23 protein-coding genes are annotated in these 23,151 nt (G+C 57.6%); 13 read left to right on the top strand and 10 right to left on the bottom strand.

The genetic code is table 11. From position 1 onward, the window contains the following. Positions 1–16: 16 nt before the first annotated feature. The gene (tpiA, locus tag HMPREF0183_RS04840; RefSeq protein ID WP_005883402.1) at positions 17–796 is read left to right on the top strand and encodes a triose-phosphate isomerase; all 780 of its coding nucleotides are present in this window, start codon (positions 17–19) and stop codon (positions 794–796) included. Between the two features lie 25 nt (positions 797–821). After that, positions 822–1,067, top strand: coding sequence for a preprotein translocase subunit SecG (gene secG / locus HMPREF0183_RS04835; RefSeq protein ID WP_005883401.1), 246 nt, complete (start codon positions 822–824; stop codon positions 1,065–1,067). 42 nt (positions 1,068–1,109) lie between these two features. Here secG and HMPREF0183_RS04830 read toward each other — a convergent pair whose 3' ends face one another. From HMPREF0183_RS04830 to tkt, 3 genes are read right to left on the bottom strand one after another with little or no spacing between them, the layout of a single operon-like run. Next, positions 1,110–2,630 carry a glucose-6-phosphate isomerase gene (locus tag HMPREF0183_RS04830; protein ID WP_005883399.1) on the bottom strand — a complete coding sequence of 507 codons (1,521 nt, stop codon included), beginning with the start codon at positions 2,628–2,630 and terminating at the stop codon, positions 1,110–1,112. Further along, on the bottom strand, positions 2,627–3,751 hold the full coding sequence (gene tal / locus HMPREF0183_RS04825) for a transaldolase (RefSeq protein ID WP_005883396.1): 1,125 nt from the start codon (positions 3,749–3,751) through the stop codon (positions 2,627–2,629). The genes HMPREF0183_RS04830 and tal overlap by 4 nt, the downstream gene beginning before the upstream one ends. 29 nt (positions 3,752–3,780) lie before the next feature. Next, positions 3,781–5,859: a transketolase gene (gene tkt, locus HMPREF0183_RS04820; protein WP_005883394.1), complete on the bottom strand. Its 2,079-nt coding sequence runs from the start codon at positions 5,857–5,859 to the stop codon at positions 3,781–3,783. A 170-nt stretch (positions 5,860–6,029) separates the two neighbouring features. Between tkt and HMPREF0183_RS04815 the strand changes: the two genes are divergently transcribed. Continuing rightward, positions 6,030–7,022 carry a heme o synthase gene (locus tag HMPREF0183_RS04815; RefSeq protein WP_005883391.1) on the top strand — a complete coding sequence of 331 codons (993 nt, stop codon included), beginning with the start codon at positions 6,030–6,032 and terminating at the stop codon, positions 7,020–7,022. Here HMPREF0183_RS04815 and HMPREF0183_RS04810 read toward each other — a convergent pair. From HMPREF0183_RS04810 to HMPREF0183_RS04790, 5 genes are read right to left on the bottom strand one after another with little or no spacing between them, the layout of a single operon-like run. Beyond that, positions 7,019–8,803 (bottom strand): ABC transporter ATP-binding protein, encoded by a 1,785-nt coding sequence (locus tag HMPREF0183_RS04810; RefSeq protein WP_005883390.1) that lies wholly within the window; start codon positions 8,801–8,803, stop codon positions 7,019–7,021. The two genes, HMPREF0183_RS04815 and HMPREF0183_RS04810, sit on opposite strands and share 4 nt — an antisense overlap. After that, positions 8,800–10,524, bottom strand: a complete 1,725-nt coding sequence (locus tag HMPREF0183_RS04805; protein ID WP_005883388.1) for an ABC transporter ATP-binding protein — start codon at positions 10,522–10,524, stop codon at positions 8,800–8,802. The genes HMPREF0183_RS04810 and HMPREF0183_RS04805 overlap by 4 nt, the downstream gene beginning before the upstream one ends. Positions 10,525–10,533: 9 nt before the next feature. Next, positions 10,534–11,475, bottom strand: coding sequence for a COX15/CtaA family protein (locus tag HMPREF0183_RS04800; RefSeq protein WP_040348124.1), 942 nt, complete (start codon positions 11,473–11,475; stop codon positions 10,534–10,536). Position 11,476: 1 nt separating this feature from the next. Next, entirely contained in the window at positions 11,477–12,244 is a 768-nt protein-coding gene (locus HMPREF0183_RS04795; RefSeq protein WP_005883384.1) for an ABC transporter permease, read from the bottom strand. Beyond that, on the bottom strand, positions 12,241–13,161 hold the full coding sequence (locus HMPREF0183_RS04790) for an ABC transporter ATP-binding protein (RefSeq protein ID WP_005883382.1): 921 nt from the start codon (positions 13,159–13,161) through the stop codon (positions 12,241–12,243). The genes HMPREF0183_RS04795 and HMPREF0183_RS04790 overlap by 4 nt, the downstream gene beginning before the upstream one ends. Positions 13,162–13,281: 120 nt before the next feature. On the opposite strand from HMPREF0183_RS04790, the gene HMPREF0183_RS04785 reads away from it, so the two are divergent. The 8 genes from HMPREF0183_RS04785 to HMPREF0183_RS04750 are packed head-to-tail and all read left to right on the top strand — an operon-like array spanning position 13,282 to position 19,724. Beyond that, positions 13,282–14,007, top strand: coding sequence for a helix-turn-helix transcriptional regulator (locus HMPREF0183_RS04785; protein WP_005883380.1), 726 nt, complete (start codon positions 13,282–13,284; stop codon positions 14,005–14,007). Between the two features lie 32 nt (positions 14,008–14,039). Beyond that, positions 14,040–15,440, top strand: coding sequence for a Fe-S cluster assembly protein SufB (gene sufB / locus HMPREF0183_RS04780; protein WP_050775347.1), 1,401 nt, complete (start codon positions 14,040–14,042; stop codon positions 15,438–15,440). A 20-nt stretch (positions 15,441–15,460) separates the two neighbouring features. Then, positions 15,461–16,600 (top strand): Fe-S cluster assembly protein SufD, encoded by a 1,140-nt coding sequence (gene sufD / locus HMPREF0183_RS04775; RefSeq protein ID WP_005883376.1) that lies wholly within the window; start codon positions 15,461–15,463, stop codon positions 16,598–16,600. Then, on the top strand, positions 16,597–16,899 hold the full coding sequence (locus HMPREF0183_RS04770; RefSeq protein WP_005883374.1) for a non-heme iron oxygenase ferredoxin subunit: 303 nt from the start codon (positions 16,597–16,599) through the stop codon (positions 16,897–16,899). Before sufD ends, HMPREF0183_RS04770 begins: the two co-directional genes overlap by 4 nt. A gap of 15 nt (positions 16,900–16,914) precedes the next feature. Next, positions 16,915–17,664 carry a Fe-S cluster assembly ATPase SufC gene (gene sufC, locus HMPREF0183_RS04765; RefSeq protein ID WP_005883371.1) on the top strand — a complete coding sequence of 250 codons (750 nt, stop codon included), beginning with the start codon at positions 16,915–16,917 and terminating at the stop codon, positions 17,662–17,664. Next, on the top strand, positions 17,664–18,908 hold the full coding sequence (locus HMPREF0183_RS04760; protein ID WP_005883368.1) for a SufS family cysteine desulfurase: 1,245 nt from the start codon (positions 17,664–17,666) through the stop codon (positions 18,906–18,908). Before sufC ends, HMPREF0183_RS04760 begins: the two co-directional genes overlap by 1 nt. Then, positions 18,902–19,348: a Fe-S cluster assembly sulfur transfer protein SufU gene (gene sufU, locus HMPREF0183_RS04755; protein ID WP_005883366.1), complete on the top strand. Its 447-nt coding sequence runs from the start codon at positions 18,902–18,904 to the stop codon at positions 19,346–19,348. Before HMPREF0183_RS04760 ends, sufU begins: the two co-directional genes overlap by 7 nt. A 40-nt stretch (positions 19,349–19,388) precedes the next feature. Next, complete coding sequence (locus HMPREF0183_RS04750; protein WP_005883364.1) at positions 19,389–19,724, top strand: metal-sulfur cluster assembly factor; 336 nt, start codon at positions 19,389–19,391, stop codon at positions 19,722–19,724. A 43-nt stretch (positions 19,725–19,767) separates the two neighbouring features. On the opposite strand, the gene HMPREF0183_RS04745 is transcribed toward HMPREF0183_RS04750, so the two are convergent. Together HMPREF0183_RS04745 and ypfJ are read right to left on the bottom strand one after the other, a co-directional pair. After that, the gene (locus tag HMPREF0183_RS04745; RefSeq protein ID WP_005883363.1) at positions 19,768–20,619 is read right to left on the bottom strand and encodes a carbon-nitrogen hydrolase family protein; all 852 of its coding nucleotides are present in this window, start codon (positions 20,617–20,619) and stop codon (positions 19,768–19,770) included. Between the two features lie 34 nt (positions 20,620–20,653). Continuing rightward, positions 20,654–21,529 carry a KPN_02809 family neutral zinc metallopeptidase gene (gene ypfJ, locus HMPREF0183_RS04740; protein ID WP_005883361.1) on the bottom strand — a complete coding sequence of 292 codons (876 nt, stop codon included), beginning with the start codon at positions 21,527–21,529 and terminating at the stop codon, positions 20,654–20,656. Positions 21,530–21,580: 51 nt separating this feature from the next. Here ypfJ and HMPREF0183_RS04735 point away from each other — a divergent pair, with 51 nt between their 5' ends. Both HMPREF0183_RS04735 and HMPREF0183_RS04730 read left to right on the top strand, forming a co-directional pair. After that, entirely contained in the window at positions 21,581–22,228 is a 648-nt protein-coding gene (locus tag HMPREF0183_RS04735; protein WP_005883359.1) for a ribonuclease H family protein, read from the top strand. Further along, on the top strand, positions 22,212–23,151 hold a 940-nt coding region (locus tag HMPREF0183_RS04730; RefSeq protein WP_040348119.1), incomplete at its 3' end, for an ABC-F family ATP-binding cassette domain-containing protein. The genes HMPREF0183_RS04735 and HMPREF0183_RS04730, both read left to right, overlap by 17 nt.

The raw sequence follows: 23,151 nt of genomic DNA, 5'->3' as shown, positions 1-23,151 counted from the left end.
TTACAGAGGAGACACCGTGACGAACCGCCTTCCGCTATTGGCCGGAAACTGGAAGATGCACCACGACCATTTGGAAGCGATTTCTGTTGTCCAAAAGTTGGCGTGGGCTCTGCGCGACGCAAAGATCAGTAAAGAGTCAGCCCAGGTTGCTGTTCTTGTGCCCTTTACCGACATTCGTTCTGTGCAGACCCTCGTTCAAGGCGACAAGCTTCCACTGTGGTATGGGGCCCAGGATCTTTCCGAACATGCGGAAGGCGCTCACACGGGCGACATCAGTGGTCGCTTCTTGCAACAGCTCGGCTGTGAGTTTGTGGTTGTGGGGCACAGCGAACGGCGAAGCGACCACCACGAAGACAACGCCTTGGTGGGTCGGAAAGTGCGGGCTGCCTTGGACCATGAGCTCACCCCTATTCTGTGCGTGGGTGAATCACTGACTGAGCGGGAAAACGGTGAACATGTTGCTTTCACACTTCGCCAGTGTGAAGAAGCGCTTGCAGAGATCGATACGCCTGAAGAACTCGTGATTGCCTATGAACCTGTGTGGGCGATCGGTACAGGAAAAACAGCCACAGCTAACGATGCGCACGAGATGGCCCAGGAGATCCGTGGGTGGTTGGCTCAGCGCTACGATTCATCAGTTGCCGAGTCGACCCGCATTCTGTACGGCGGGTCCGTGAAGCCTGAAAACGTGTCTGAGATTATGCAGTCAGAACACGTAGATGGTGCCCTTGTGGGCGGCGCCAGCCTCGACCCCGACACTTTCGCGCGACTCATCGCCGCGTCGGTTCGCTTGTGAACCGAACAATGCTAAGGTAGGCGACGTGGAAATTTTGACGTGGATTCTGACTGGCGTGCTCATCCTTACCAGCTTCATCCTGATTGCCTTTGTCCTCTTGCACAAAGGTAAGGGTGGCGGAATGTCCGACATGTTCGGTGGCGGTATGAGCGCTAACCTCGGTTCCTCCGGGGTCGCCGAAAAGAACCTCAACATGTACACCACACTGATCGCAATCGTGTGGGCAGCGTCGATTGTTCTGCTTGGTCTGATCGCCAGCTTCCAAGCCTAAACAGGCTCGAAGCTGGCTTTTACAGAGAAACCAGTAACTGGCTTATAGATCAAACAACTGCGCGTAACCGTCTTCGTCAGTGACGTGGAAACGGATTACCGGTCGCCCAGCATCGTGGAGCACATTCGCATCGCCGCGTGACTGTGCAGCAATCAACTGGCCAAAAGTAAACCCTGTCTCTGGCACGTCAAAGTCAATGGTTGCTTCGTCCGTGATCTGAACAAACACTCCGTTTGCGTGGCCACCCTTGTGGTATTGGCCCGTGGAGTGCAAATAGCGGGGCCCAAAACCAAACGTGGTCGCAACCCCTAGACTTTGAGCGAACTGAGGCCGCAACTTCACAAGGTCAGAACGACCGATCCTGTCAACAAACGCTTGCAGACCCACATACCCGCCCTGCGGAACAACAGCACGCAAACGGTCAACGACCTCGGCGGCGGACTGCGCACCTTCCACCAGATCAGCAGGACCCGATACGGTCAGCGCGCCGTCCGTGAACGAAACCGGCAAGGCAGAACCCGTCTGTTCTCCACCGGCCAGAAGCTCACGCATCGCTGCCTTGGCGGACTCAACATTGGGCTGATCGAACGGGTTCACACCAATCACATAGGACGCGATCGCAGTCACGTACTCCCACAGGAGGAACTGGGCACCCAACGGAAGGTCAACAAGAGCATCAGCGTCGTGAACATCCGAAGCTCCCAAGGCCACGGTAGTTGCGTTTTCGCAATCCTGTGGGGCAATGGGGAGAATGCCCTTGCCATCCTTACCGGTGGATTCGGCAATCAGCTGCTCGATCCACACGCCTAGTCCTTGGAACTGTTCGGTATGCGGATCCAAGGCGAGCTTCTCGTGGCCGTTTTCATGGGCAGCACCTAGAAGCGCCCCAAGGCGGACTGCCAAGTTCTCTTCAGAATCCTGTTCGAGCTGCGGTGCAATCGACGCGGCATCAGCAACAACTTGAGCAATGTCGACGCCCACCAGACCAGCGGGAACCAGGCCAAACGGAGTGAGTGCAGAGTAGCGACCACCAACCGTTGGATCAGCATGGAACACGGCCAGCCAGCCTTCTTCCTGAGCGCGCTGATCAAGGGGTGAACCAGGGTCGGTAATAGCGATGAGGCGCGAGCTGGGGTCGATTCCCGCGTCCCGGAACTTCTGCGTAAAGAACCGGCGAGCCGAATCGGTTTCGACGGTGGAGCCGGACTTCGACGCGATAATGACCAGCGTGCGGTCGAGGTCCTGAGCAGTGTACGCGACCTGGTCCGGGTGCGTGGAGTCACACACGATGAGGTCTTTTCCGTATGCGTTGCTCATCACCTCAGGCGCCAGGGATGAACCTCCCATACCAGCCAGCACAACACGGTCGTGCTCACACGTCTGGGCAAGCTCAATGACCTGATCGATGATATCCTGAGCGCGAGTATGGAGGTTGACCCACCCCAGACGCTTGCTCGCTTCGTCTTCTGCCTTTGGACCCCACACGGTGGCGTCCTGAGCGGCGATGCGGGAAGCAACCCGATTTTCGAGAATATCGTTCATGACGGTTGCTGTGGTGGTCACTTAGCCTTCTCCAGTGCAGTAGTCACGGTTTCAACGAGTTCATTCCAGCTGGCGTCGAACTTTTCTAGACCTTCGCGTTCGAGCTTCTCCATGACGTCGCCGTAGTGGACGCCGGCAACGGACAGTGCGTCGAGAATCCGGTCGGCCTCTTCATACTGGCCAAACACCGTGTCACCATTGACTTCGCCGTGGTCGGCAAAAGCCACCATCGTCTTCTCTGGCATCGTGTTCACCGTGTCTGCAGTGATCAGGCCGTCGACGTACATGGTGTCGGAGTACTGGGGGTTTTTGGTTCCCGTCGATGCCCATAGTGGACGCTGCTTGTGAGCACCGGCGGCAGCCAGCACGGTGAAGCGTTCGGAGTCGAAAATCTCGGAGGCAATACGGTGAGCCAAGTGGCAGTTCGCAAGCCCGGCCCTGCCTTTCAACTCCAAGAGCTCCTTGTCAGCGCCACTGTTCACCAGCTCGTCGATCCGGTTATCGAACTCCGTGTCGACACGTGACACGAAGATCGAGGCGACGGACCGAATGCTACTGATGTCGTGGCCCTGTTCCCGCGCGCGCTCCAAGCCGTTGACGTAGGCCTCGACGACCTTGCGGTATCGGTCCAGCGAGAAGATCAGGGTCACGTTGACACTGATGCCTTCGGCAATCACACGGGTAATCGCTAAAAGGCCTTCTTCGGTTGCGGGGATTTTGATCATGACACCGTCACGGTCGACCATCGCGTGGAGCTTCTTCGCGTACTCAACCGTGCCTTCCGTGTCGTGTGCCAAATGCGGAGGCACCTCGATGGACACGCGCCCGTCTTCACCGCCAGTTGCCTGGTACACGGGAAGCAGAATGTCACACGCTTCCGCAACGTCTTGCGTGGTCAGTACGTCGATTGCTTCATCGACACTGACGCCCTTAGCTGCGAGCTCAGCGACAGCTTCGTCATAGCCGTCACCTGCAAGAGCGGCCGCGAAGATGGTGGGGTTGGTGGTCACCCCCACCACCGACATGGTTTCGATTGCGTCGTTCAGACTTCCGGACGTGATCCGGGTCCGAGAAAGGTCGTCGAGCCACACGGAAACTCCGGCATGGCTGAGTGCTTGAAGGGACGGAACTGGAGTTGCCATGACCTACCTCTGGGTGGTGGGGGATGAAACTAGAGTGCCTGAACTGCTGCGATGGATTCGTGGGCCGCCTGGACAACAGCTCCAGGGGTGATTCCAAACTCACGGTAGAGCGTCTGGTAATCAGCCGAGGCGCCAAAGTGTTCGAGTGAAATGCACCGGCCTTCGGTTCCCACGTAACGGTGCCAGCTCATCGCCGTTCCCGCTTCGATACTCACACGTGCACGCGCGGTAACAGGCAGAACCGATTCCTTGTACTGCTCGTCCTGCTTGTCGAACCATTCGTGGCTGGGCATCGACACAACGCGCACGCGAGTGCCTTGCGCACGCAACTGTTGCGCTGCGTCCAAGGCGATTGCCACCTCGGACCCGGAAGCCATGAGGACGACGTCAAAGTCCTCCTCATCAGAAAGGACGTAGGCGCCTTGTGCCGCGCCCGAGGCGGCCGCAAGTTCCGTACGGTCGAGCACGGGGACTGCCTGGCGGGTGAGTACCAGTCCGGTAGGGCCGTCGGTGCGACGTAGCATTTCGAGCCAGCACACCGCAGTTTCGTTGGCATCGGCTGGGCGCACGACGTCCAGGCCAGGAATGGCGCGCAGTGAGCTCAAGTGCTCAACTGGCTGGTGGGTGGGCCCGTCTTCGCCCAGGCCAATCGAGTCGTGGGTCCATACGAAGATGACGGGAAGTTCCTGCAGAGCAGCCAAGCGAACCGCGGGACGCATGTAATCGGAGAACACCAAGAACGTTCCGTTGTACGGGCGGGTGAGACCGTGGAGGGCCATTCCGTTGCACGCAAGTCCTGCGGCAAACTCACGGACACCAAAGTGCAGATTGCGGCCGTACTCGTTGCCATCGAACGCTGTTGAGCTGCGGTCCTTGGGGAAGAAGGACGGCTCTCCCTTGACGAGGGTGTTGTTGGATCCGGCGAGGTCAGCCGAACCGCCCCACAGCTCTGGCATGAGCGGGGCGATTGCGTTGAGAACCTGACCAGAAGCCGCGCGGGTGGCGACACCCTTGTCTGACGCTTCGAAAGTTGGGAGGACGTCTTCCAATCCTGCCGGGAGTTCACGTGCGGTGAGGCGGTCCAACAGTTGCGCACGTTCAGGACTATCGGTGCGCCATGCCTCGAAGCGGGTGTTCCATTCTTCGTGTGCAGCGCGGCCGCGGTCGACTACGGGGCGTGTGTGTTCAAGAACCTCAGGGGCAACGACAAAGGTTTCGTCGGCAGGGAAGTTCAGGATTTCTTTGGTTGCGCGGATTTCTTCGTCACCCAACGCTGCTCCGTGAGAAGCACCGGTGTTCTGCTTGTTGGGTGCTGGCCACGCGATGATGGTGGACAAACGAATAAACGACGGGCGGGGGTCCTTTTTGGCTGCTTCGATTGCTGAGTGAAGCGCGTCAATGTCTTCTGTGTAACCGCCGTTTTCGTCGAGGAAACTCACGTGCTGTGTGTGCCAACCGTAGGCGTCGTAGCGTGCGGTCACGTCTTCGGTAAACGCGATCGACGTGTTGTCTTCAATCGAGATGCGGTTGTCATCCCAGATGACGATGAGATTGTTCAAGCGCTGAGTGCCTGCCAATGACGACGCTTCACCGGAGACACCTTCCTGCATGTCTCCGTCACCGGCGACCACGTAGATGAAGTGGTCGAAAACGGATTCACCGGGCGCGGTATCAGGGTCCAAAAGTCCGCGTTCACGGCGGGACGCCATCGCCATACCCACTGCTGAAGCCAACCCGGAGCCCAATGGACCCGTAGTGATTTCAACACCGTCGGTGTGCCCAACTTCTGGGTGTCCGGGAGTCAGTGAGCCCCAAGTGCGGAGTGCTTTGAGGTCGTCAAGTTCAAGTCCGTAACCAGAGAGGAACAACTGGATGTACTGGGTGAGGCTCGAGTGACCTGCTGACAGAACAAAACGGTCTCGTCCCAACCAGTGGGGGTCAGAAGGGTCGTGAGTGAGAGCGTTCTGGTACAAGTAGTAGGCAACCGGCGCCAAACTCATGGCGGTTCCTGGGTGTCCATGGCCGGCGTTTTGAACGGCGTCAGCGGCCAAAAGGCGGGCGGTGTCGACCGCCAATCGATCAGTGTCGGACCAGTTGAGCGAGCTCATGAAAGGGCGTTCCTCCTGTAGGCGGTTTTCACTTCAAACTGTACAAGGTTTGAGCCGTCAGTGAGATGTTCTACGACATGTAGCGCTATGACTGGCAATATGCTGAGAACCGAGTAGACTTGTTCTATCTATGCGCACCGTGCATATCTTCTTGTGGAGGGAGTCTGTGGGTGAGTTCACATCACCGTGACGTAGTCAGGACCGCCGGAAGCGAAGCAATTGAAGAAGCTCCGCTCCAACGCGTAATCGACGAACGTCGACGAGGCAGCAAACCGCGTAGCAAATTCAGGGCATACATCGCGCTGACAAAACCTCGCGTTATTGAACTGCTGCTGGTCACAACCGCCCCCGTCATGTTCCTCGCGCAACGCGGTCTCCCTGACTGGTGGCTGATCCTCGCGACCCTCGTCGGTGGATCTGCAGCAGCTGCTTCGGCGTCCGTTTTCAACTGCTACTTGGACCGTGACATCGACGCCAAGATGCACCGCACGGAAAACCGTCCGCTCGTCACAGGCGAGGTGACCCCAAGGGAAGCGCTCGTCTTTGCGTTTGCGTTAGGCATCGGGTCCATTTTCTGGATGGGTGGATTCACCAACTGGGTAGCAGCCGGTCTGACAGCCATTGCGATCCTCTTGTACGTGGTGTTTTACACCATCATGCTCAAGCGTCACACCACACAGAACATCGTGTGGGGTGGAGCAGCCGGATGTATGCCAGTCCTTATTGGCTGGTCCGCGGTTACCGGTTCGCTGGCGCTTGAACCGTTCATTCTTTTCTTGGTCGTCTTCTTCTGGACTCCACCACACTACTGGCCACTAGCCATTAAGTACAAGCGCGACTACGACGCTGCCGGTGTCCCCATGTTGCCGTCCAAGGTACCTCCGGCCTCGGTAGGTAAGCAGATCATTCTGTACGCCTGGGCCATGGTTCTTTCCAGCCTGGCGTTGATCCCTCTTGCACCCATGGGGCCGCTCTACATCAGCGTTGCAGTTCTGGCCGGTGCGTGGTTCCTCTACGAGTGCTACACGTTCGTGCGTCGCGCCAAGCAGGGTCTGTCAGGAACTCGCCTGCGTGCCATGAAGGTCTTCCACGGATCGATCACATACCTTTCGGTGTTGTTCCTCGCCGTTGCGATCGACCCGTTCCTCAACCCCTTCGTTTAAGCCTCACCTACGGAAGCTGCGTGTAGGTCAGCGTACTTGCCACCTCGGGCAAGGAGCTCTTCATGAGTTCCCGACTCCACAATGCGCCCGGCTTCCATCACAACGATCAGATCCGCGTTGCGGATCGTTGAAAGCCGGTGAGCAATGACGAAACTCGTGCGACCGGAACGCAAACGGTTCATCGCCTCCTGAACTAACACCTCGGTGCGGGTATCCACCGACGAGGTCGCCTCGTCGAGAACGAGAATGTCAGGGTTGGATACGAAAGCGCGCGCGATCGTGATGAGCTGGCGTTCACCCGCGGAGACATTGCCACCTGATTCGTCGATCACCGTTTCGTAGCCGTCAGGCAAGTGGGTCACGAACCTGTCCACATATGCAGCCTCAGCCGCTGCCATGACGTCTTCGCGTGTGGCGTCCTCGCGGCCGTACGCGATGTTGTCGTAGATGGTTCCACCAAACAGCCAGGTGTCCTGCAGAACCATGCCAATGGGGGAGCGAAGCTGATGACGGTCGATGTCGCGGATATCCACGCCGTCGAGGTAAATAGCGCCACCCGTGACGTCATAGAAGCGCAAGAGCAGGTTGACCAGAGTGGTCTTACCCGAACCGGTATGTCCCACGATCGCAACCGTCTGCCCACCGTCAACTGTGAGGTTGAGGTCCCGGATGAATGGTTGCTCTGGGTCATAGGAAAAGTCCACGGATCGGAACTCCACTTTGCCGTGGGTGAGGGCGAAGTCAGGGTAGCGACCAGTGTCGGCGACCTCTTCGGGCTGATTGAGGAGCTCGTAGACGCGTTCCGCGCTGGCGGCTGCAGACTGCAGCTGTGACGCAACCCCGCCCAACTGGGCCAACGGTTGCGAGAACTGACGTGAGTACTGGATAAAGGCTTGGACGGAACCCAGCGTCATAGCGCCAGATGCCACTCGCAGCGCGCCCACAATTGCAATTCCCACAAACACTAGGTTCGACACAAACATCATCGCCGGCATCATTGACCCGGACAAGAACTGTGCCTTGCGTGAAGCGTTGTAGACCTCTGTGTTCGAGCGGGCAAAGGTTTCCGCGGCCTGTGGCGTGGCGTTGTAGATGGCCAAGAGTTCGTGCCCCGAGATCGACTCTTCAATGTGGGCATTGAGCTTGCCCGTTTCCGACCACTGGATGCGGAACTGAGCTTGCGATCTCACACCCAGAATTGCCATGACAACGGCCGTGAGCGGAATCGTGGCCAACGCTACGAGTGTGAGCTCCCACGAAATCCAGAACATCACGCACAGGACACCCACGACGGTGATGATGGACGTCACTATCGTTTCCATGTTTTGGTTGAGAGCCGTGTTGATGTTGTCCAGATCGTTGTTGAGCTTCGAGAGAAGGTCTCCGCGTTTTTGGGAGTCCAAGAATCTAAGCGGAAGGCGGTGGACCTTGTTCTCGACGCGCTCACGCAGAGCGTAGAGCACCCGCTGAATGGCCTCGTTGAAGAGCCAGCCGCCAGCGAAAGTGAAAGACTCTGCAATTAAGTACAACACAACCACGATGAGCAAGAGTCTTGCGAGCAACCCAAAATCAATACCTGTGTCGCTAGTGAAACCATCGAACACGGTGTCTGTTGCAAGTCCCAGAACGTAAGGACCTGCAATCGTGAGACATGTTCCCACCATGATGCCCACGAAACCAAGAATCATGGGCACGCGCTCATACCGAAACTCGCGGGTGAGTGTGGCAACGGTTTTCCAGAAGTTCTGGGCCTTCTCGTGTGGTTCCTGTTCTTCGCTCACAGTGCCTCCTGGGTTGCCTGCGATTCTGCGATCTCTCGGTAGACCGGTGAGGTCTCCATGAGGTTCTCGTGGGTTCCTTGTGCAACGACACGTCCACGATCTAGCACCACGATGGTGTCGGCGGTTCGGGCTGAAGAGATACGTTGCGTAATGATGAGGCTGGTTGCAGCTACGTTGCTTAGAGCTTGTCGTAGTCGCAAATCTGTTGCCGTGTCGAGCGCGGAAAACGAGTCATCGAACACAAGTACGGGTGCGCGTCTGGCAAGCGCCATTGCGATTGCGATGCGCTGGCGTTGACCACCCGAGAGGTTCTTTCCACCTTGGTTGATCTCAAAGTCCAACTGCCCGTCGAGCTCGCGTACAAAGTCGTCTGCTTGTGCGATGTGCAAGGCTTCCCACAGTTCCTCATCGCTGGTCGCGGGGTTGCCTAAGCGAAGGTTTTGGGCGACCGTTGCGCCAAACACGTACGGATTCTGCGCAACATAACCAAACTGGGTGCCCAGGGTGTCGCGGGAAATGTCCTGGATGGGTACCCCACCCACGAATACCGTGCCCGAGGTGGGTTCTAGGAGCCGCACGAGAAGTTTGGCAAGCGTGGTCTTGCCGGAGCCGGTAGCAGCGATAACAGCGACCGTGGATCCCACCTCGGCGGAAAAACTCACTTCTTGCACAACGGGCCGTTCCGCACCCGGGTAGGAAAAGGTCACGTCCCGAAACTCGAACGTGCCCGGGCTGGGAAGCTCATCAACGCGCCCACTGTCCCGATCAAGGTGGACCTGCGTATCCATGACGTCGACAAGCCTGCCGGCTGCCACCTCGGCGCGGGGAACCATCATGGACATGAACGAAAACATGAGAACGCCCATCATGATGAGCATGAGGTACTGGATGAACGCGACCACGGTACCCACTTGTGAAGTACCAGCCTCAACCCCGTGTGCGCCGAACCACACGACGGCTGCGGTCCCCACGTTGATGAGAATAAAAACAATGGGATACAGCGCAACAAAGTAGCGACCCACGATGAGGCTCGCGCGCGTCATGTCGCGGTTGGTCTGGGCAAAGCGCTTCTTCTCAACGTCCTCCTTGACAAAGGCGCGAATCACCCGGGTGCCTGAGAGCTGCTGGGACAGCACCGAACCCATCGCATCGATGCGCCGTTGCATGACTTGGAAACTCGGCACCATGCCGCGTACAGCAAGCGCCATGACGATGGCCAGAATCACCACTGTCACCACGATCACCCACGACAGGGTGAGGTCTTGTGCGAACGCCATGATGAGTCCACCGAATGCCATGACTGGCGCCATGACCATCATGGTCATGGCCATGGTGAGGAACTGTTGCACTTGGCGTACGTCGTTGGTGGAACGCGTGATGAGGCTGGAGACCCCAAAGGTCTGTGCCTCTTGGTGTCCAAAGGTCATGACCTTTGCGAAGAAGTCACGGCGAATGTCGCGGGCGACCGACATCGATACGTATGAACCAGCCGCTACCTCGATGACCGCGGTTGCAAGCTGTGCGAGGGCAACTATGAGCATGACCCCGCCAAGTTGCCACACTAGTGTCAGGTTGCCTTGGGCGATGCCGTCGTCGATCACGCGCGCGTTGAGGGCAGGGAGCAACAACGAACCCATTACTTGGGCGAGCGTAAAAATCAGAATGAGTATGAGCCCTACCGGATAAGCGCTGACGTAGCGCTTAAAGATCGTAAAAAGCACAAAGTCAGTTTACGCCGAGGTGGTCTCCGGTTGAGCGTTGCGACTTGCCGAGGTGGGGAGCGGGTCGCGTTGGTAGACGCTGTCGACAACGAAAACGGCAGCGGTGATGACGAGGCACAGGCCTGCGATGTGTGCCATGACGAGTGGAACGGGAAGGCCGGTGAAGAACTGGGTGTAACCGATGATTCCCTGTGCGACTTCGACGATGAGCAGGAAGGTGAATGCACGTGTGGCGCTTGCGAGTTTCTCTTTGCGCGCGAGGACAAGGCCGTAGATGGTGCCAGCCGTCATGAGCCACACGGGGATTGCGTGGAGTCGTGACATGAGTAAGGTGTTCAGCCCGTTGCGGGCGCTGATTTCGTCACCTGCGTGTGGGCCGGCGCCAGTGACAAGAACTCCCATGGCAACAACGATTGCGCAGAGGATGCCTACTGCCCACGCGACCGTGACCAGAGTTCGCGAAGCGATGGGACGTGGATTGGCTCCAGTGTCACGCGTGCGCTTGACCATGTACGCGGAAAGCGCAACAGCCAGGGCAGAAGGAATGAAGTGGGCAGCTACAATCCACGGGTTGAGCTGGGTGCGAACCGTGACACCACCCAGAATGGCCTGGAACGGAACGACTGCAAACAGTAGAACGGCCATGCGAAACAGGTCAGAGCGGGTGGACCGGAGGGACCACAGGGCGATCACGACGAAGAGCGAATACAGGCCAAGGACGACACCCAGGACACGGTTGCCGAACTCGATGAACCCGTGAATACCCATCTCAGGGGTGTTGGTCAGAGACGAATCCGTACACATGGGCCAGTTAGGGCATCCCAGTCCCGAACCGGTCAAGCGTACAGCAGCACCGGTGAACACAATGAGGGCCTGCAACAACAACAGACCCACAGCAAGCCAGTACACGTATCGGTTGACTTCGGTTGCTTGCCAAGACGACTTCGACATGTCACTTACTTTCAAATGAGAACCATGTGGCTCCAGCGATAATACCGAGCACAGCCCAGACCAACAAGACGAGTTGGGCACTCCAGTCTACACCTCCGGAAACCAGTGCCGTGCGCAACGAATCGCCCATTGCGCCAAAAGGGGTGAGCGATGCGATTGTGCCCCACAAGCCGGGATGTTTGACGACGAGCCCGCCTACTCCGGCGCCCGCAACCCAGAGGATGTTCGATCCAGCGAGCACGGCCTCGGCCCGGGCAGTACCTGCGAATGCGAGCGCCAGGGAAGTCAGAGCGGCAGTACCTAAAAACCACGAGAGGAAGATGCCGAGGAGCTGGGGGAGGGAGACGGTGATTTCGAAGTTCACGGGGAGAACAGCGATGACAATGAACATGACCAGTAGTTGCACGGCGGTCACGATGTAGACGGAGACGATCTTTGCAAGGATCAGCCCGGTGCTGCCCAGGGGGGTTGTTGCTAGTTGGCGAAGCACGCCGTAGCGACGGTCGAATCCGGTAGCGATTGCTTGCCCGGTGAAGGCCGAGGCCGCAATTGATAGGCCCAGTCCGGCGGACGCGGCAATAATGTTGCGTTGGTCCTCGGAGTAGCCAAAGACGGTGACGACGTCGGTTGTTGCCAGCACGACGAGCGCGCCGATGGGCAAGGCGAAGGACAAGAAGAGCTGTTCTGCGTTGGACAGGGTGGTGCGTAGCTCGAAGAGCGACTGTGCCCACACTCGCTGAGCCAAGGGTGCAATCTGCGGAGTAGTCATGAGCGCAGCGTCCTTCCTGTCAGGTCGAGGAAGACATCGTCAAGTGAACGTGATGCCAGAGACAAGGAGGTGATGTGAGTGTCAGCGTCGTTGAGAAGCCCGGTGATCGAGTGCACCTTTTGCGTGGTGAAGTCGCCTGTAATTGTGACGGTTCCGTCCTTTGCGATGTCGACGTCACCGTATGCGCGGAATTGGGTGATGAGCTGTTCGTTGAGCTGTTCGGCGCGGACCGTCAGGGTTGAGCTGCCGTCGCCGGTGAGTTCGGCAACCGTCCCGTGAGAGATTACCCGTCCCTTGTCAATGATGGTGACGTAGTCAGACAGAGAAGCGGCGTCGTCCATGTCGTGGGTGGTGAGGACAACGGCCACGCCCTGTTCACGCAGTTCTTCGACGATTGCGAACACCGCTAAGCGTGACTGGGGGTCAAGGCCGGCCGTGGGCTCATCGAGAAACACCAATTGGGGTTTGCCAATCAGCGCAGCGGCCATTCCTACACGTTGCTTCTGTCCACCTGACATGCGGCGAATTGTGCGGTCGGCAAACGCTGTGATGCCTAAGCGTTCGGCGAGTTCGTGATAGTCAGCGGGGTCGGCGTACATGCGTGAAAGGTTCTTAAGAATACTGAGTGGCTTCGATGCCATGGGCAGTCCGCCGTCTTGCAACATGACCCCTGCAAGCGCGCTCGAATACGTGTGATCTTTGACGGGATCGTAGCCAAAAATCCGCACGTAACCGGAGGTGGGTTTGAGAAGCCCCACCGAGGCGGCGATGGTTGTGGATTTTCCCGCGCCGTTGGGCCCTAGAAGTGAGTGGACGGTGCCACGTTCGACAGTGAGAGAAACGTTGTCGACTGCGCGGACGTTCCCAAAGCTAACGCTCACTGCGTCAAGCTCTAAGGGGTGGTTTGGATTGGTCACGATTCCTCAGTGTAGTGAGGTCGAGTTGAAGAACTTAGGCGACCCTGGTTTTACAGGGAATTATTTAGGGCACAATAGTGTTGTGGAATAGCGAATGGCCCGCTTTCAGAGAGGACTTACGTGACTGCACGCCCAGGACAAGATCTGCGCACCCGCCAGCAGGTGCTTGCGATCGTGCTTGATCAGGGGCCTATTAGTGCATCGGGTATCGCCCGCATGGTTGACCTGACTCCGGCGGCAGTCCGTCGCCACCTCGACGCACTCGAGAAAGAGAACGCCATCGAGGTGCGTGAGTTGGCGGGAGTGAAAGTCGGCCGAGGTCGTCCTGCGCGCCACTACGTTGTCACCTCGGCGGGTCACGCCCAGATATCTCACGCATACGATCAAGTTGCGGTCGAAGCGCTTGACTTTGTGAGTTCTGAATTGGGCCGGGAAGCCGTTGAGCGTTTTGCCCGCACACGGGCGCAAGAGCTGAGAGAGAAACTCGAAGCGCGTGTGGAAGAAGGCGGAAGCGTGTCCACACGCTCACGTGGCTTGGCGGCTGCTCTGGACAAAGAAGGTTACGCGGCATCAGCGACACCAGTAGCAGTTGGCACGCCGCTTGAAGCGATGCAACTGTGCCAAGGGCACTGTCCTATTCAGCATGTTGCTGAAGAGTATCCCGAATTTTGTGAAGCTGAACTCGAACAGTTCGGCGAGATCTTGGGTGTGGACGTACGACGTCTTTCTACTTTGGCTAGCGGAGCGCATGTGTGCACCACGCACATTCCCACATCCACCCTGAATCGCCCCTTGCTTGGCTCCCAAGATGGGAAAAGCAACCCTAAAAAAGGAGGAGAAAGGTGACTGACACCACCGAATCCAATCCTATTCTGGAGATGAATCCAGAACTTAAGGACATTGGAAATTACGCGTATGGCTGGCATGACACAACGGACGCCGGAGCTGACGCCAAACGTGGGTTGAACGAAGACGTTGTGCGGAACATTTCTGCTTTGAAAGAGGAGCCGGAATGGATGCTCGAGCGTCGCCTCCGCGCTCTTAAGTTGTTTGAAAAGAAACCCATGCCGCACTGGGGAGCAGACCTCAGCGGCATTAACTTCGACGACATCAAGTATTTTGTCCGTTCCACCGAAGGCCAAGCCCAGTCGTGGGAAGACCTTCCAGAGGACATTAAGAACACGTACGACCGTTTGGGAATTCCTGAGGCAGAAAAGCAGCGTCTGGTTGCTGGTGTCGCAGCCCAGTACGAATCCGAGGTCGTCTACCACAAGATCAACGAAGAGCTCGAACGTCAGGGCGTGATCTTCCTCGATACGGATACCGGCCTGAAGGAACACCCCGAGATTTTCGAAGAGTACTTTGGCACGGTCATCCCATCTGGTGACAACAAGTTCGCTGCCCTCAACACGGCCGTATGGTCTGGTGGGTCCTTCATCTACGTGCCCAAGGGTGTTCACGTCGAAATCCCGTTGCAAGCGTACTTCCGCATCAACACGGAAAACATGGGGCAGTTTGAACGTACGCTCATCATCGCTGACGAAGGTTCCTACGTGCACTACGTCGAAGGATGCACGGCACCGATCTACAAGTCGGACTCGTTGCACTCGGCAGTCGTAGAGATCATCGCGAAGAAGGACGCGCGCGTTCGTTACACGACCATCCAGAACTGGTCGAACAACGTGTACAACCTGGTCACCAAGCGTGCGATCGCTGAAGAAGGCGCGACCATGGAATGGGTCGATGGAAACATCGGTTCGAAGGTCACCATGAAGTACCCAGCGATCTGGCTCACGGGTGAACACGCAAAGGGCGAAACCCTCTCGGTTGCCTTCGCTGGAAACGGTCAGCACCAGGACACTGGAGCCAAGATGGTGCACGCTGCACCTCACACGCAGTCCTCGATTGTGTCGAAGTCGGTGGCCCGTAACGGCGGGCGCGCTGGTTACCGTGGACTCGTTCACGTTCACCCGGGGGCTAAAGGCTCGTCGAACACGGTTCTGTGTGACGCGCTACTGGTTGACAACATTTCGCGTTCCGACACGTACCCGTACATCGATATTCGAGAAGACGATGTGGCGCTTGGACACGAAGCGACCGTGTCAAAGGTGAGTGAAGACCAACTCTTCTACCTCATGAGTCGTGGACTCGACGAAACCGAAGCCATGGCGATGATTGTGCGCGGCTTCGTCGAACCCATCGCCCGAGAACTTCCTATGGAATACGCGCTTGAGCTTAACCGTCTGATCGAGCTTCAGATGGAAGGCGCGGTAGGTTAAGCGCAGAGGAGACGCATTACATGACAATTGCAACAGAACACGTTCCGGCTAAATCGCGTTCCGAACGCACCCGGAGTTTCAACGTGGCGGACTTCCCGCAGGTGAACGGGCGCGAAGAAGAATGGCGGTTCACCCCGGTCAAACAGCTCAGCCAGCTGCTGAGTGATGAGGAAAGTGGAGCGGAACTTTCAGTTACGCGTGAACTTCCAACCGGTGTAGACGTGTCACAGATCAGCCTGGACGAAGCACGCGAGTTGGGCGTGCCCTCGCCAGAAGACCTACCAGCTGTTATCGCAGCAAACCGCGCTTCCAGCGTGACCCGCTACGACATCGGCGAAGGTGTCGAACTAGAGTCACCAGCCTTCATCACAACAGAAGGTGCCAGCAACGAAAACCCGGTTCACAATCACACGGTGGTGACGGTAGGAGCTCACGCGAGCGCAACCATCGTCATCAAGCACACCGGTCACGCGCAGCTGTCTGAGCTGCTCAGCGTGATCGTGGGACCGGGAGCGCGCGTGAAGCTCGTCACCCTGCAGCTGTGGGACGACGAGGCAGTCCACCTCGGTCAGCATGACGCTGTTGTTGGTAAGGACGCGCAGTTCACGCACATCGCTATCACCTTGGGCGGCAAGATTGTGCGTTTGAACTCGAATGTGTCCTACGACGGTCCAGGAGGAGAGGCTCAGATGCTGGGTCTGTACTTTGCCGACGCCGGGCAACATTTGGAACACCGCACGTACGTGGACCACAACACGCCGAATGCCACCTCGGACGTGCTTTATAAAGGCGCGCTCCAAGGCAAGGACGCGCGCAGTGTGTGGATTGGGGACGTTCTCATCCGCCCAGAAGCAAACGGAATCGACACCTACGAACTCAACCGCAACCTGGTGCTCACTGAGGGAGCGCGCGCGGACTCCGTGCCAAACCTCGAAATTGAGACCGGGGAAATTGAGGGAGCAGGGCACGCATCGTCGACTGGACGGTTCGACGAAGAACACCTGTTCTACCTCATGAGCCGAGGCATCGATGAAAAGACTGCGCGCCGGTTGGTGGTGCGTGGGTTCTTCAACGAAGTGATCCAGAAGATCGACATCGAGCAGATCGAAGAAGTGCTCACTGAACAGATTGAAGAAGAGCTTTCCCGGAGCGTGTTGTGAAGTCGGTTGCGAAATCCACTGACGTGACACCGGGGAGCGCGATTCGCGTGAAGGTTGACGGTATTGACGTGTGCGTAGCGCGCACCGAGTCCGGCGAACTGCACGCGATCGACGACCTGTGCACCCACGGTGAAGTGTCACTGTCCGAAGGCGACGTGATGGGGTGTGCAATCGAATGCTGGTTGCATGGCTCCACGTTTGATCTTAGGACCGGCGAACCCCAAAACCCACCCGCTTTCGACCCCGTCGCTGTGTACGAATGCACGGAACGCGACGGCGAGATCTACGTCAAGCTTTAAAGAAGGAAGAGATTTATGTCCACACTTTCCATCCGCGACCTCAAGGTCAGTGTTGAAACCGACAAGGGATCCAAGCAGATCCTCAAGGGCCTGAACCTGGAACTCAAGTCCAACGAAACTCACGCAATCATGGGGCCAAACGGTTCCGGTAAGTCGACCCTCGCGTATGCGATTGCGGGCCACCCGGCTTACCACATCGACGGTGGTTCCGTCACGCTCGACGGTGAAGAAATACTGGACTTGAGCGTAGACGAACGTGCACGTGCCGGCCTGTTCCTCGCAATGCAGTACCCGGTCGAGGTTCCCGGCGTCACCGTGACGAACTTCCTACGTTCGGCAAAGACCGCGATCGATGGCGAAGCGCCTAAGTTGCGCACGTGGGCCAAGGAGCTCAACCAGGCGATGAGCGAATTGAAAGTGGACCCGGAGTTCGCGTCACGTAACGTCAACGAAGGGTTCTCTGGTGGTGAGAAGAAGCGCCACGAGATCCTGCAGATGGAACTGCTCAAGCCTCGTTTCGCGATTCTGGACGAAACTGACTCGGGGCTCGACGTTGACGCGTTGCGCATCGTTTCTGAAGGCGTTAACCGTGCGCAGAGCAACACCGATGTAGGTGTTCTTCTCATTACGCACTACACGCGTATCTTGCAGTACATCAAACCTGACTTCGTGCATGTGCTGGTTGACGGTCGGGTTGCTGAAGAAGGTGGCCCAGAGCTTGCGAACCAGCTTGAAGCTGAAGGCTACGACCGTTTCCAGAAGTGATGACGACGCAGGAATTTACTCGTTTACGTAGCGACTTCCCGCTCTTGAAGCGGGAAGTCGCCGGTTCACCGCTGGCGTATTTGGACTCCGGTGCGACTTCTCAGAAGCCCGAGTGCGTGATTGACGCTGAACAGGAGTTCAACACGCGTCACAACTCAGCGGTTCACCGTGGCGCGCACACCCTGGCTACCGAGGCGACTGACGCATTTGAAAATGCTCGCGCCAAGGTTGCGGCCTTTGTTGGTGCGAAACCATCCCAGGTGAGCTGGGTGAAGAACGCGACAGAAGCACTCAACATTGTGGCCATGGGGATGGGATTTGCCACTGAAGGCCCATACGCATTGGGGCCGGGGGACTCGATTGTCATCACCCAAATGGAGCACCACGCCAACCTGGTGCCGTGGCAGCAGGTAGCACTTCGGACGGGTGCTGAACTTCGGTATATTCCGATTACCGACGAAGGCACGCTGGACCTGAGTGACTTGGACTCGATCGCTGATGCCTCAACCAAGGTGATGGCGTTCACGCACGTGTCGAACGTGCTGGCCACGGTGAACCCTGTTGAGCAGTTGGTTGAACACGCTAAGAAGATTGGTGCGGTCACCGTGCTTGACGCGTGCCAGTCCGTTCCACATATGCAGGTGGATTTCTCCGCGTTGGACGTGGACTTTGCTGCGTTTTCCGGGCACAAGATGCTGGGGCCTTCCGGCATTGGTCTGCTCTACGGTAAGCAGGACGCGCTCAACGCGTTGCCTCCGGTGTTGACCGGTGGGTCAATGATCGAGACCGTCACCATGGAGGAGTCGACGTTCTTGCCTGCACCGCAGAGGTTTGAGGCTGGAACTCAGCCGGTCGCGCAGGCGGTGGGCCTTGGAGCAGCGGCTGACTACTTGTCGCATGTGGGAATGGATCGGATCGCTGAGCATGAGCACGAACTGGCTCAGCTGTTGGTTGAAGGCGTGACGAAGATTCCGGGCGTTACGTTGCTGGGTCCGGTGTCCAGGAGCGTGTCGACTGTGGCCGTTGATGTTGAGGGTGTGCACGCGCACGATGTGGGGCAGTTCCTTGACGCTGACGGAGTAGCCGTTCGCGTGGGGCACCACTGTGCGATGCCGCTGCACGCCCGTCTAGGTGTGCGTGCCTCGACCCGGGCGTCTGCGTACGTGTATTCGACGGTCGAAGAGTGTGAACGTTTCCTTGATTCACTGGCGCGCGTGCGTGGCTACTTTGGGGTGGAATGGTGAATCTTGACCAGCTGTATCAGCAAGTGATTCTGGACCACTCCAAGCAGCGGCACGGCAATGTTCCGTTTGATGACCGGGAAGCGTTGGGTAGGTCCCATCAGGTGAATCCCATGTGTGGGGATGAAATTACCGCCGAGGTCGTTGCTGGGGATGACGGCAAGTTTGAGGTTCGTTGGGAAGGCGACGGATGTTCGATCTCGATGGCGTCAGCGTCTGTTGCGTGTGAGATCTACGACGATGAAGGTCGTGAGGCGTTTGACCGTGCCGAGGCGGAGTTCCATGAACTTATGCATTCGCGTGGCACGGTAGAGGCGGATGAGGACGTGCTGTTTGACGCAGCTGCGTTTGCCGGGGTGAGTAAGTTCCCGGCGCGCATTAAGTGTGCGTTGCTCGCGTGGATTGCCGTGAAGGACGCTTTGTCGCAAGCTGAGAGTAAATAGGAAAAGTTGTAATAGGAGTCATGCAGAAAGGAGGCACGACATGACCGAGGTTGTTGACCAACCCACAAACGCCACTCCGGAAGAAGTTATTGACGCTCTCATGGACGTCATGGACCCGGAGTTGGGTGTGAACATTGTGGACCTAGGTCTGGTGTACGGCGCCACCGTGGACGAAGACGGTGTTGCGATCATTGAGATGACGCTGACGTCAGCAGCATGTCCGCTCACTGATGTGATCGAAGACCAGTGTGCTCAAGCACTCGACGGAATTGTTCCTGCATTCCGGATCAACTGGGTGTGGATGCCACCATGGGGTCCAGAAAAGATCACTGAAGACGGGCGTGAACAGATGCGTGCGTTGGGCTTCAATATTTAAGTAGCATTCGTTAAAAAGCTGAGCGTTGGTGCCTGTTCGCTACTCACTCGAAGTTAACTGAGTGTTGTGGCGAGGTATCAACGCGCAGCTTAAACACGTCTGGGCGCGAGTAGTGCCCAACGGAGTCGAAGTCCAGGTGGCCACGGGTCTTAGCAACAGGGTCGATGTCCGCGTAAAGAATCGTTTCTTCATTGAAGACGGGGCCTGCTAGGAGTTTGCCTGTTGGGTCAATGATGAGGCTTCCTCCGCGTATAGCAACGTCGCCACCGGGAAGTTCGTGGTCGAGGACATAATCGTCCGGAAATTGGTCCGTCGTGATGTATTGGCACGCTGACAAGACGTGCACTCTGCCTTCAAGTGCGATGTGAGTCATTGTGGAGACCCACGTGTCGCGGTCGTCGACAGTTGGCGCGCAATACACTTCTACACCTTTTGAGTACATTGCTTGGCGTAGGAGGGGCATGTAGTTCTCCCAGCAGATGACTGCTCCGGTACGCCCTGCTGGAGTGTCCATTGTGTCGAGCGTAGAACCGTCGCCAAAGCCCCAGATGAGACGTTCAGAACCAGTTGGCATAAGCTTTCGGTGCTTACCAACTACACCGTTTTGAGGGTCGATCATGAGAGCTGTGCAATACAGTGTGTTGCCAGCACGCTCAATGATCCCGATAACAACATTGATTGAGTGAGCTGAAGCTGCCTCGGTTAACCGAGCGATTTCTTCGCCTTCTAGATCCACTGATCCTGCGACGTACCTCGCGTACTCAGCTCGACCTTTTTCCGTGCGGAAACCTACATATGCGCCAAACGCAAGGCCCTTTGGATACCCGCCAATGAACACTTCCGGCTTGGACGACTGCAACTCTTGTCGCTGTACTTCTCCTATCTCGCGTGTCACCGCAAGTCTATGTGAGAAGTTGTGACGTGGGGCACTACACGCGGTCTACGTCAAAGGTGTTGCACCTGGTGGGGGAGCCGGAGTCGTAGCCGCGCTTGAACCAAGTCATGCGCTGTTCCGCTGACCCGTGCGTGAAGTTCTCTGGGGTGACGCGACCGCCCGAGGTCTCTTGAATGTGGTCGTCACCAATCGCTTCCGCTGTGCCCAGTGCCGCTTCGATGTCGGAGTCCTTGAGGGGTTCGAGGTACGGCTGGCCTTGTGGCCCGTGTGTTTTGGTAGCGTTGGCGGCCCACACGCCGGCGTAACAGTCAGCCTGAAGCTCCAGGCGTACCGCATTGGACTGTGGGCCAGTCTTGCCGTCTCGGGTCCGGTTAATGTCACCCGTGATTTTCTGAATGTGGTGCCCAAATTCGTGCGCCACCACGTACTCCTCCGGGAGCGGGCCTTCCTTGGCACCCAACTGTTGACGCATCAACTCGAAGAATGACGTGTCGAAGTACGCGGTTTCATCTGCCGGGCAATAGAACGGTCCCATGTTGCTGTTGCCTTGACCGCAACCGGTGCTCCACGTGCCACTCGTGAGTTCCACGCTGGGATTACGGTATTGTTTACCCAACTCGCGTGTACCTGTGGGCCAATAGTCGTTAAGACTGTTCACCGTGCCCACGATGCGACACTCGACATCACGGTTCGCATCCGCGCCGGTGCGGCACTTCTCAGCGAGATCGTCTTGGGTCTGCTGCGACTGCTCGCCTGAACCCAACTGGTTGAGGACTGCTTCTGGCCCAAAGAAGATCAAACCGAGAACCAGAAGCGCAACTCCACCAATGCCACCACCGATCATGACTGGCTTGCCACGACCTCGGGAAACCTGGGAGCTATCAAGCTGAGAATTGGGATTGAACGTCATAGAGGTAGTGTATTGGACTGACCACCAACTCCGTTCACACTTGGAGGTAATGTGCTGGAAGTCGCGTGCGACGGCTCCGCTTTAGGCAACCCCGGACCCGCCGGCTGGGCGTGGGTCATTGACGACGAACGTTGGGCAGCCGGAGGCTGGGAGGAATCGACAAACAACCGGGCTGAACTCCAAGCGGTCATCGAAATCCTCAAAGCAACCGCCCACACGCACGAAGACATACTGATCCTGGCCGACTCCAAGTACGTGATCAACTCGGTCACCAAGTGGATGCCCGTGTGGCGGCTCAAAGGGTGGAAAAAGGCTAACGGGCAGGACGTGCTGAACCGCGACCTCATGGAGGAACTGTGGGAACAGGTGGACGCGCTCGAAAAGTCGGGGCGCACGCTGAAGTTCCAATGGGTCAAAGGGCACTCCAACCATGAGCTCAACGAAACGGCAGACCAACGCGCCCGTGCCGTCGCAACTGCCATTCGCGATAAAACTGAGCCACACCTCGGGCCCGGGTTGGGGACTGAGAAGAAGACCGAGGTGACGGGAGAGGACACGGTGAATGTGTGGTGTCCTCTGGATAAGACTTTGGCGGACGAGATTGTGGAGCGTGCGAAGGTGCTGGGATTGACTCCGCACGCGCTTTTAGCGCAGGTCATTGAAACGGGGTGGAAGGAACACCGTGATAGCGGCAAGTAACCTGGAAATCATGGTGGGCTCGCGCACGCTCATGTCGGAGGTCAACTTCCGTGTGGACAAGGGCGACCGGGTTGGGCTCGTGGGCAGGAACGGTGCGGGAAAGACCACGCTGACCAAGGTGCTGATGAGCGAAGTTCTGCCGTCGGAAGGGACGGTGTCGGTATCCGGGTCAGTGGGGTACTTGCCACAGGATCCGCGGAGTGGCAGGCCTACTGAGACCGCGAAAGAGCGCGTGTTGGGTGCCCGCGACCTGGACGTGATTGCGCGGCGAATGCGGAAGGCCGAGCGTGCCATGAGTGATCCAGATCCGGACGTGGCGGCGAAAGCGATCGACAAGTACCCGCGAATCGAGGCGGAGTTCATTGCGGCCGGTGGGTATGCGGCAGAGTCGGAGGCGCTTGCGATTGCGGCGAACCTGGGGCTAGATGAGCAGCTGATGGGGCAGGAGTTGCAAACTCTGTCTGGTGGGCAACGCCGGCGTGTGGAGCTCGCGCGCATTCTGTTTCACCAGCCAGACACCATGATTCTGGATGAGCCCACGAACCACCTCGACGCTGAGTCGGTGCAGTGGCTACGTGACTACCTGGCTAAGTATTCGGGTGGGCTGATCATTATTTCGCACGACCTCAACTTGATTGAGGAGGTCGTGAATAAGGTGTTCTATCTGGATGCGACGCGGCAGGTCATCGACATTTACGCGATGGGGTACAAGCAGTACTTGAAGCAACGTGAGGCTGATGAGCGGCGTCGCAAGCGTGAGCGTGCAAATGCCGAGAAGAAGGCGTCCGCTTTGGTGGCCCAGGCCGAGAAGATGCGCGCGAAGGCCACTAAGGCAGTGGCGGCGCAGTCGATGCTCAAGCGTGCTGAACGTATGATGGCGGGGCTTGAAGAGGAGCGTCAGAGTGACAAGGTGGCGAATCTGC

It is taken from the genome of Brevibacterium mcbrellneri ATCC 49030, from assembly GCF_000178455.1.
Taxonomy (GTDB): Bacteria; Actinomycetota; Actinomycetes; order Actinomycetales; family Brevibacteriaceae; genus Brevibacterium; species Brevibacterium mcbrellneri.
The sequence above is the reverse complement of the archived record's forward strand: the minus strand, read 5'-3'. Positions and strand labels throughout refer to the sequence as shown.

Bases quoted from the DNA above. Each gene is read 5' to 3' on its own strand.
- tkt (WP_005883394.1), bottom strand. From the start codon at position 5,859: ATGAGCTCGCTCAACTGGTCCGACACTGATCGATTGGCGGTCGACACC.
- HMPREF0183_RS04800 (WP_040348124.1), bottom strand. From the start codon at position 11,475: ATGTCGAAGTCGTCTTGGCAAGCAACCGAAGTCAACCGATACGTGTAC.
- HMPREF0183_RS04760 (WP_005883368.1), top strand. From the start codon at position 17,664: ATGACGACGCAGGAATTTACTCGTTTACGTAGCGACTTCCCGCTCTTG.
- sufD (WP_005883376.1), top strand. From the start codon at position 15,461: ATGACAATTGCAACAGAACACGTTCCGGCTAAATCGCGTTCCGAACGC.
- sufC (WP_005883371.1), top strand. From the start codon at position 16,915: ATGTCCACACTTTCCATCCGCGACCTCAAGGTCAGTGTTGAAACCGAC.
- sufU (WP_005883366.1), top strand. From the start codon at position 18,902: ATGGTGAATCTTGACCAGCTGTATCAGCAAGTGATTCTGGACCACTCC.
- tal (WP_005883396.1), bottom strand. From the start codon at position 3,751: ATGGCAACTCCAGTTCCGTCCCTTCAAGCACTCAGCCATGCCGGAGTT.
- sufB (WP_050775347.1), top strand. From the start codon at position 14,040: ATGAATCCAGAACTTAAGGACATTGGAAATTACGCGTATGGCTGGCAT.
- HMPREF0183_RS04795 (WP_005883384.1), bottom strand. From the start codon at position 12,244: ATGACTACTCCGCAGATTGCACCCTTGGCTCAGCGAGTGTGGGCACAG.
- HMPREF0183_RS04750 (WP_005883364.1), top strand. From the start codon at position 19,389: ATGACCGAGGTTGTTGACCAACCCACAAACGCCACTCCGGAAGAAGTT.
- ypfJ (WP_005883361.1), bottom strand. From the start codon at position 21,529: ATGACGTTCAATCCCAATTCTCAGCTTGATAGCTCCCAGGTTTCCCGA.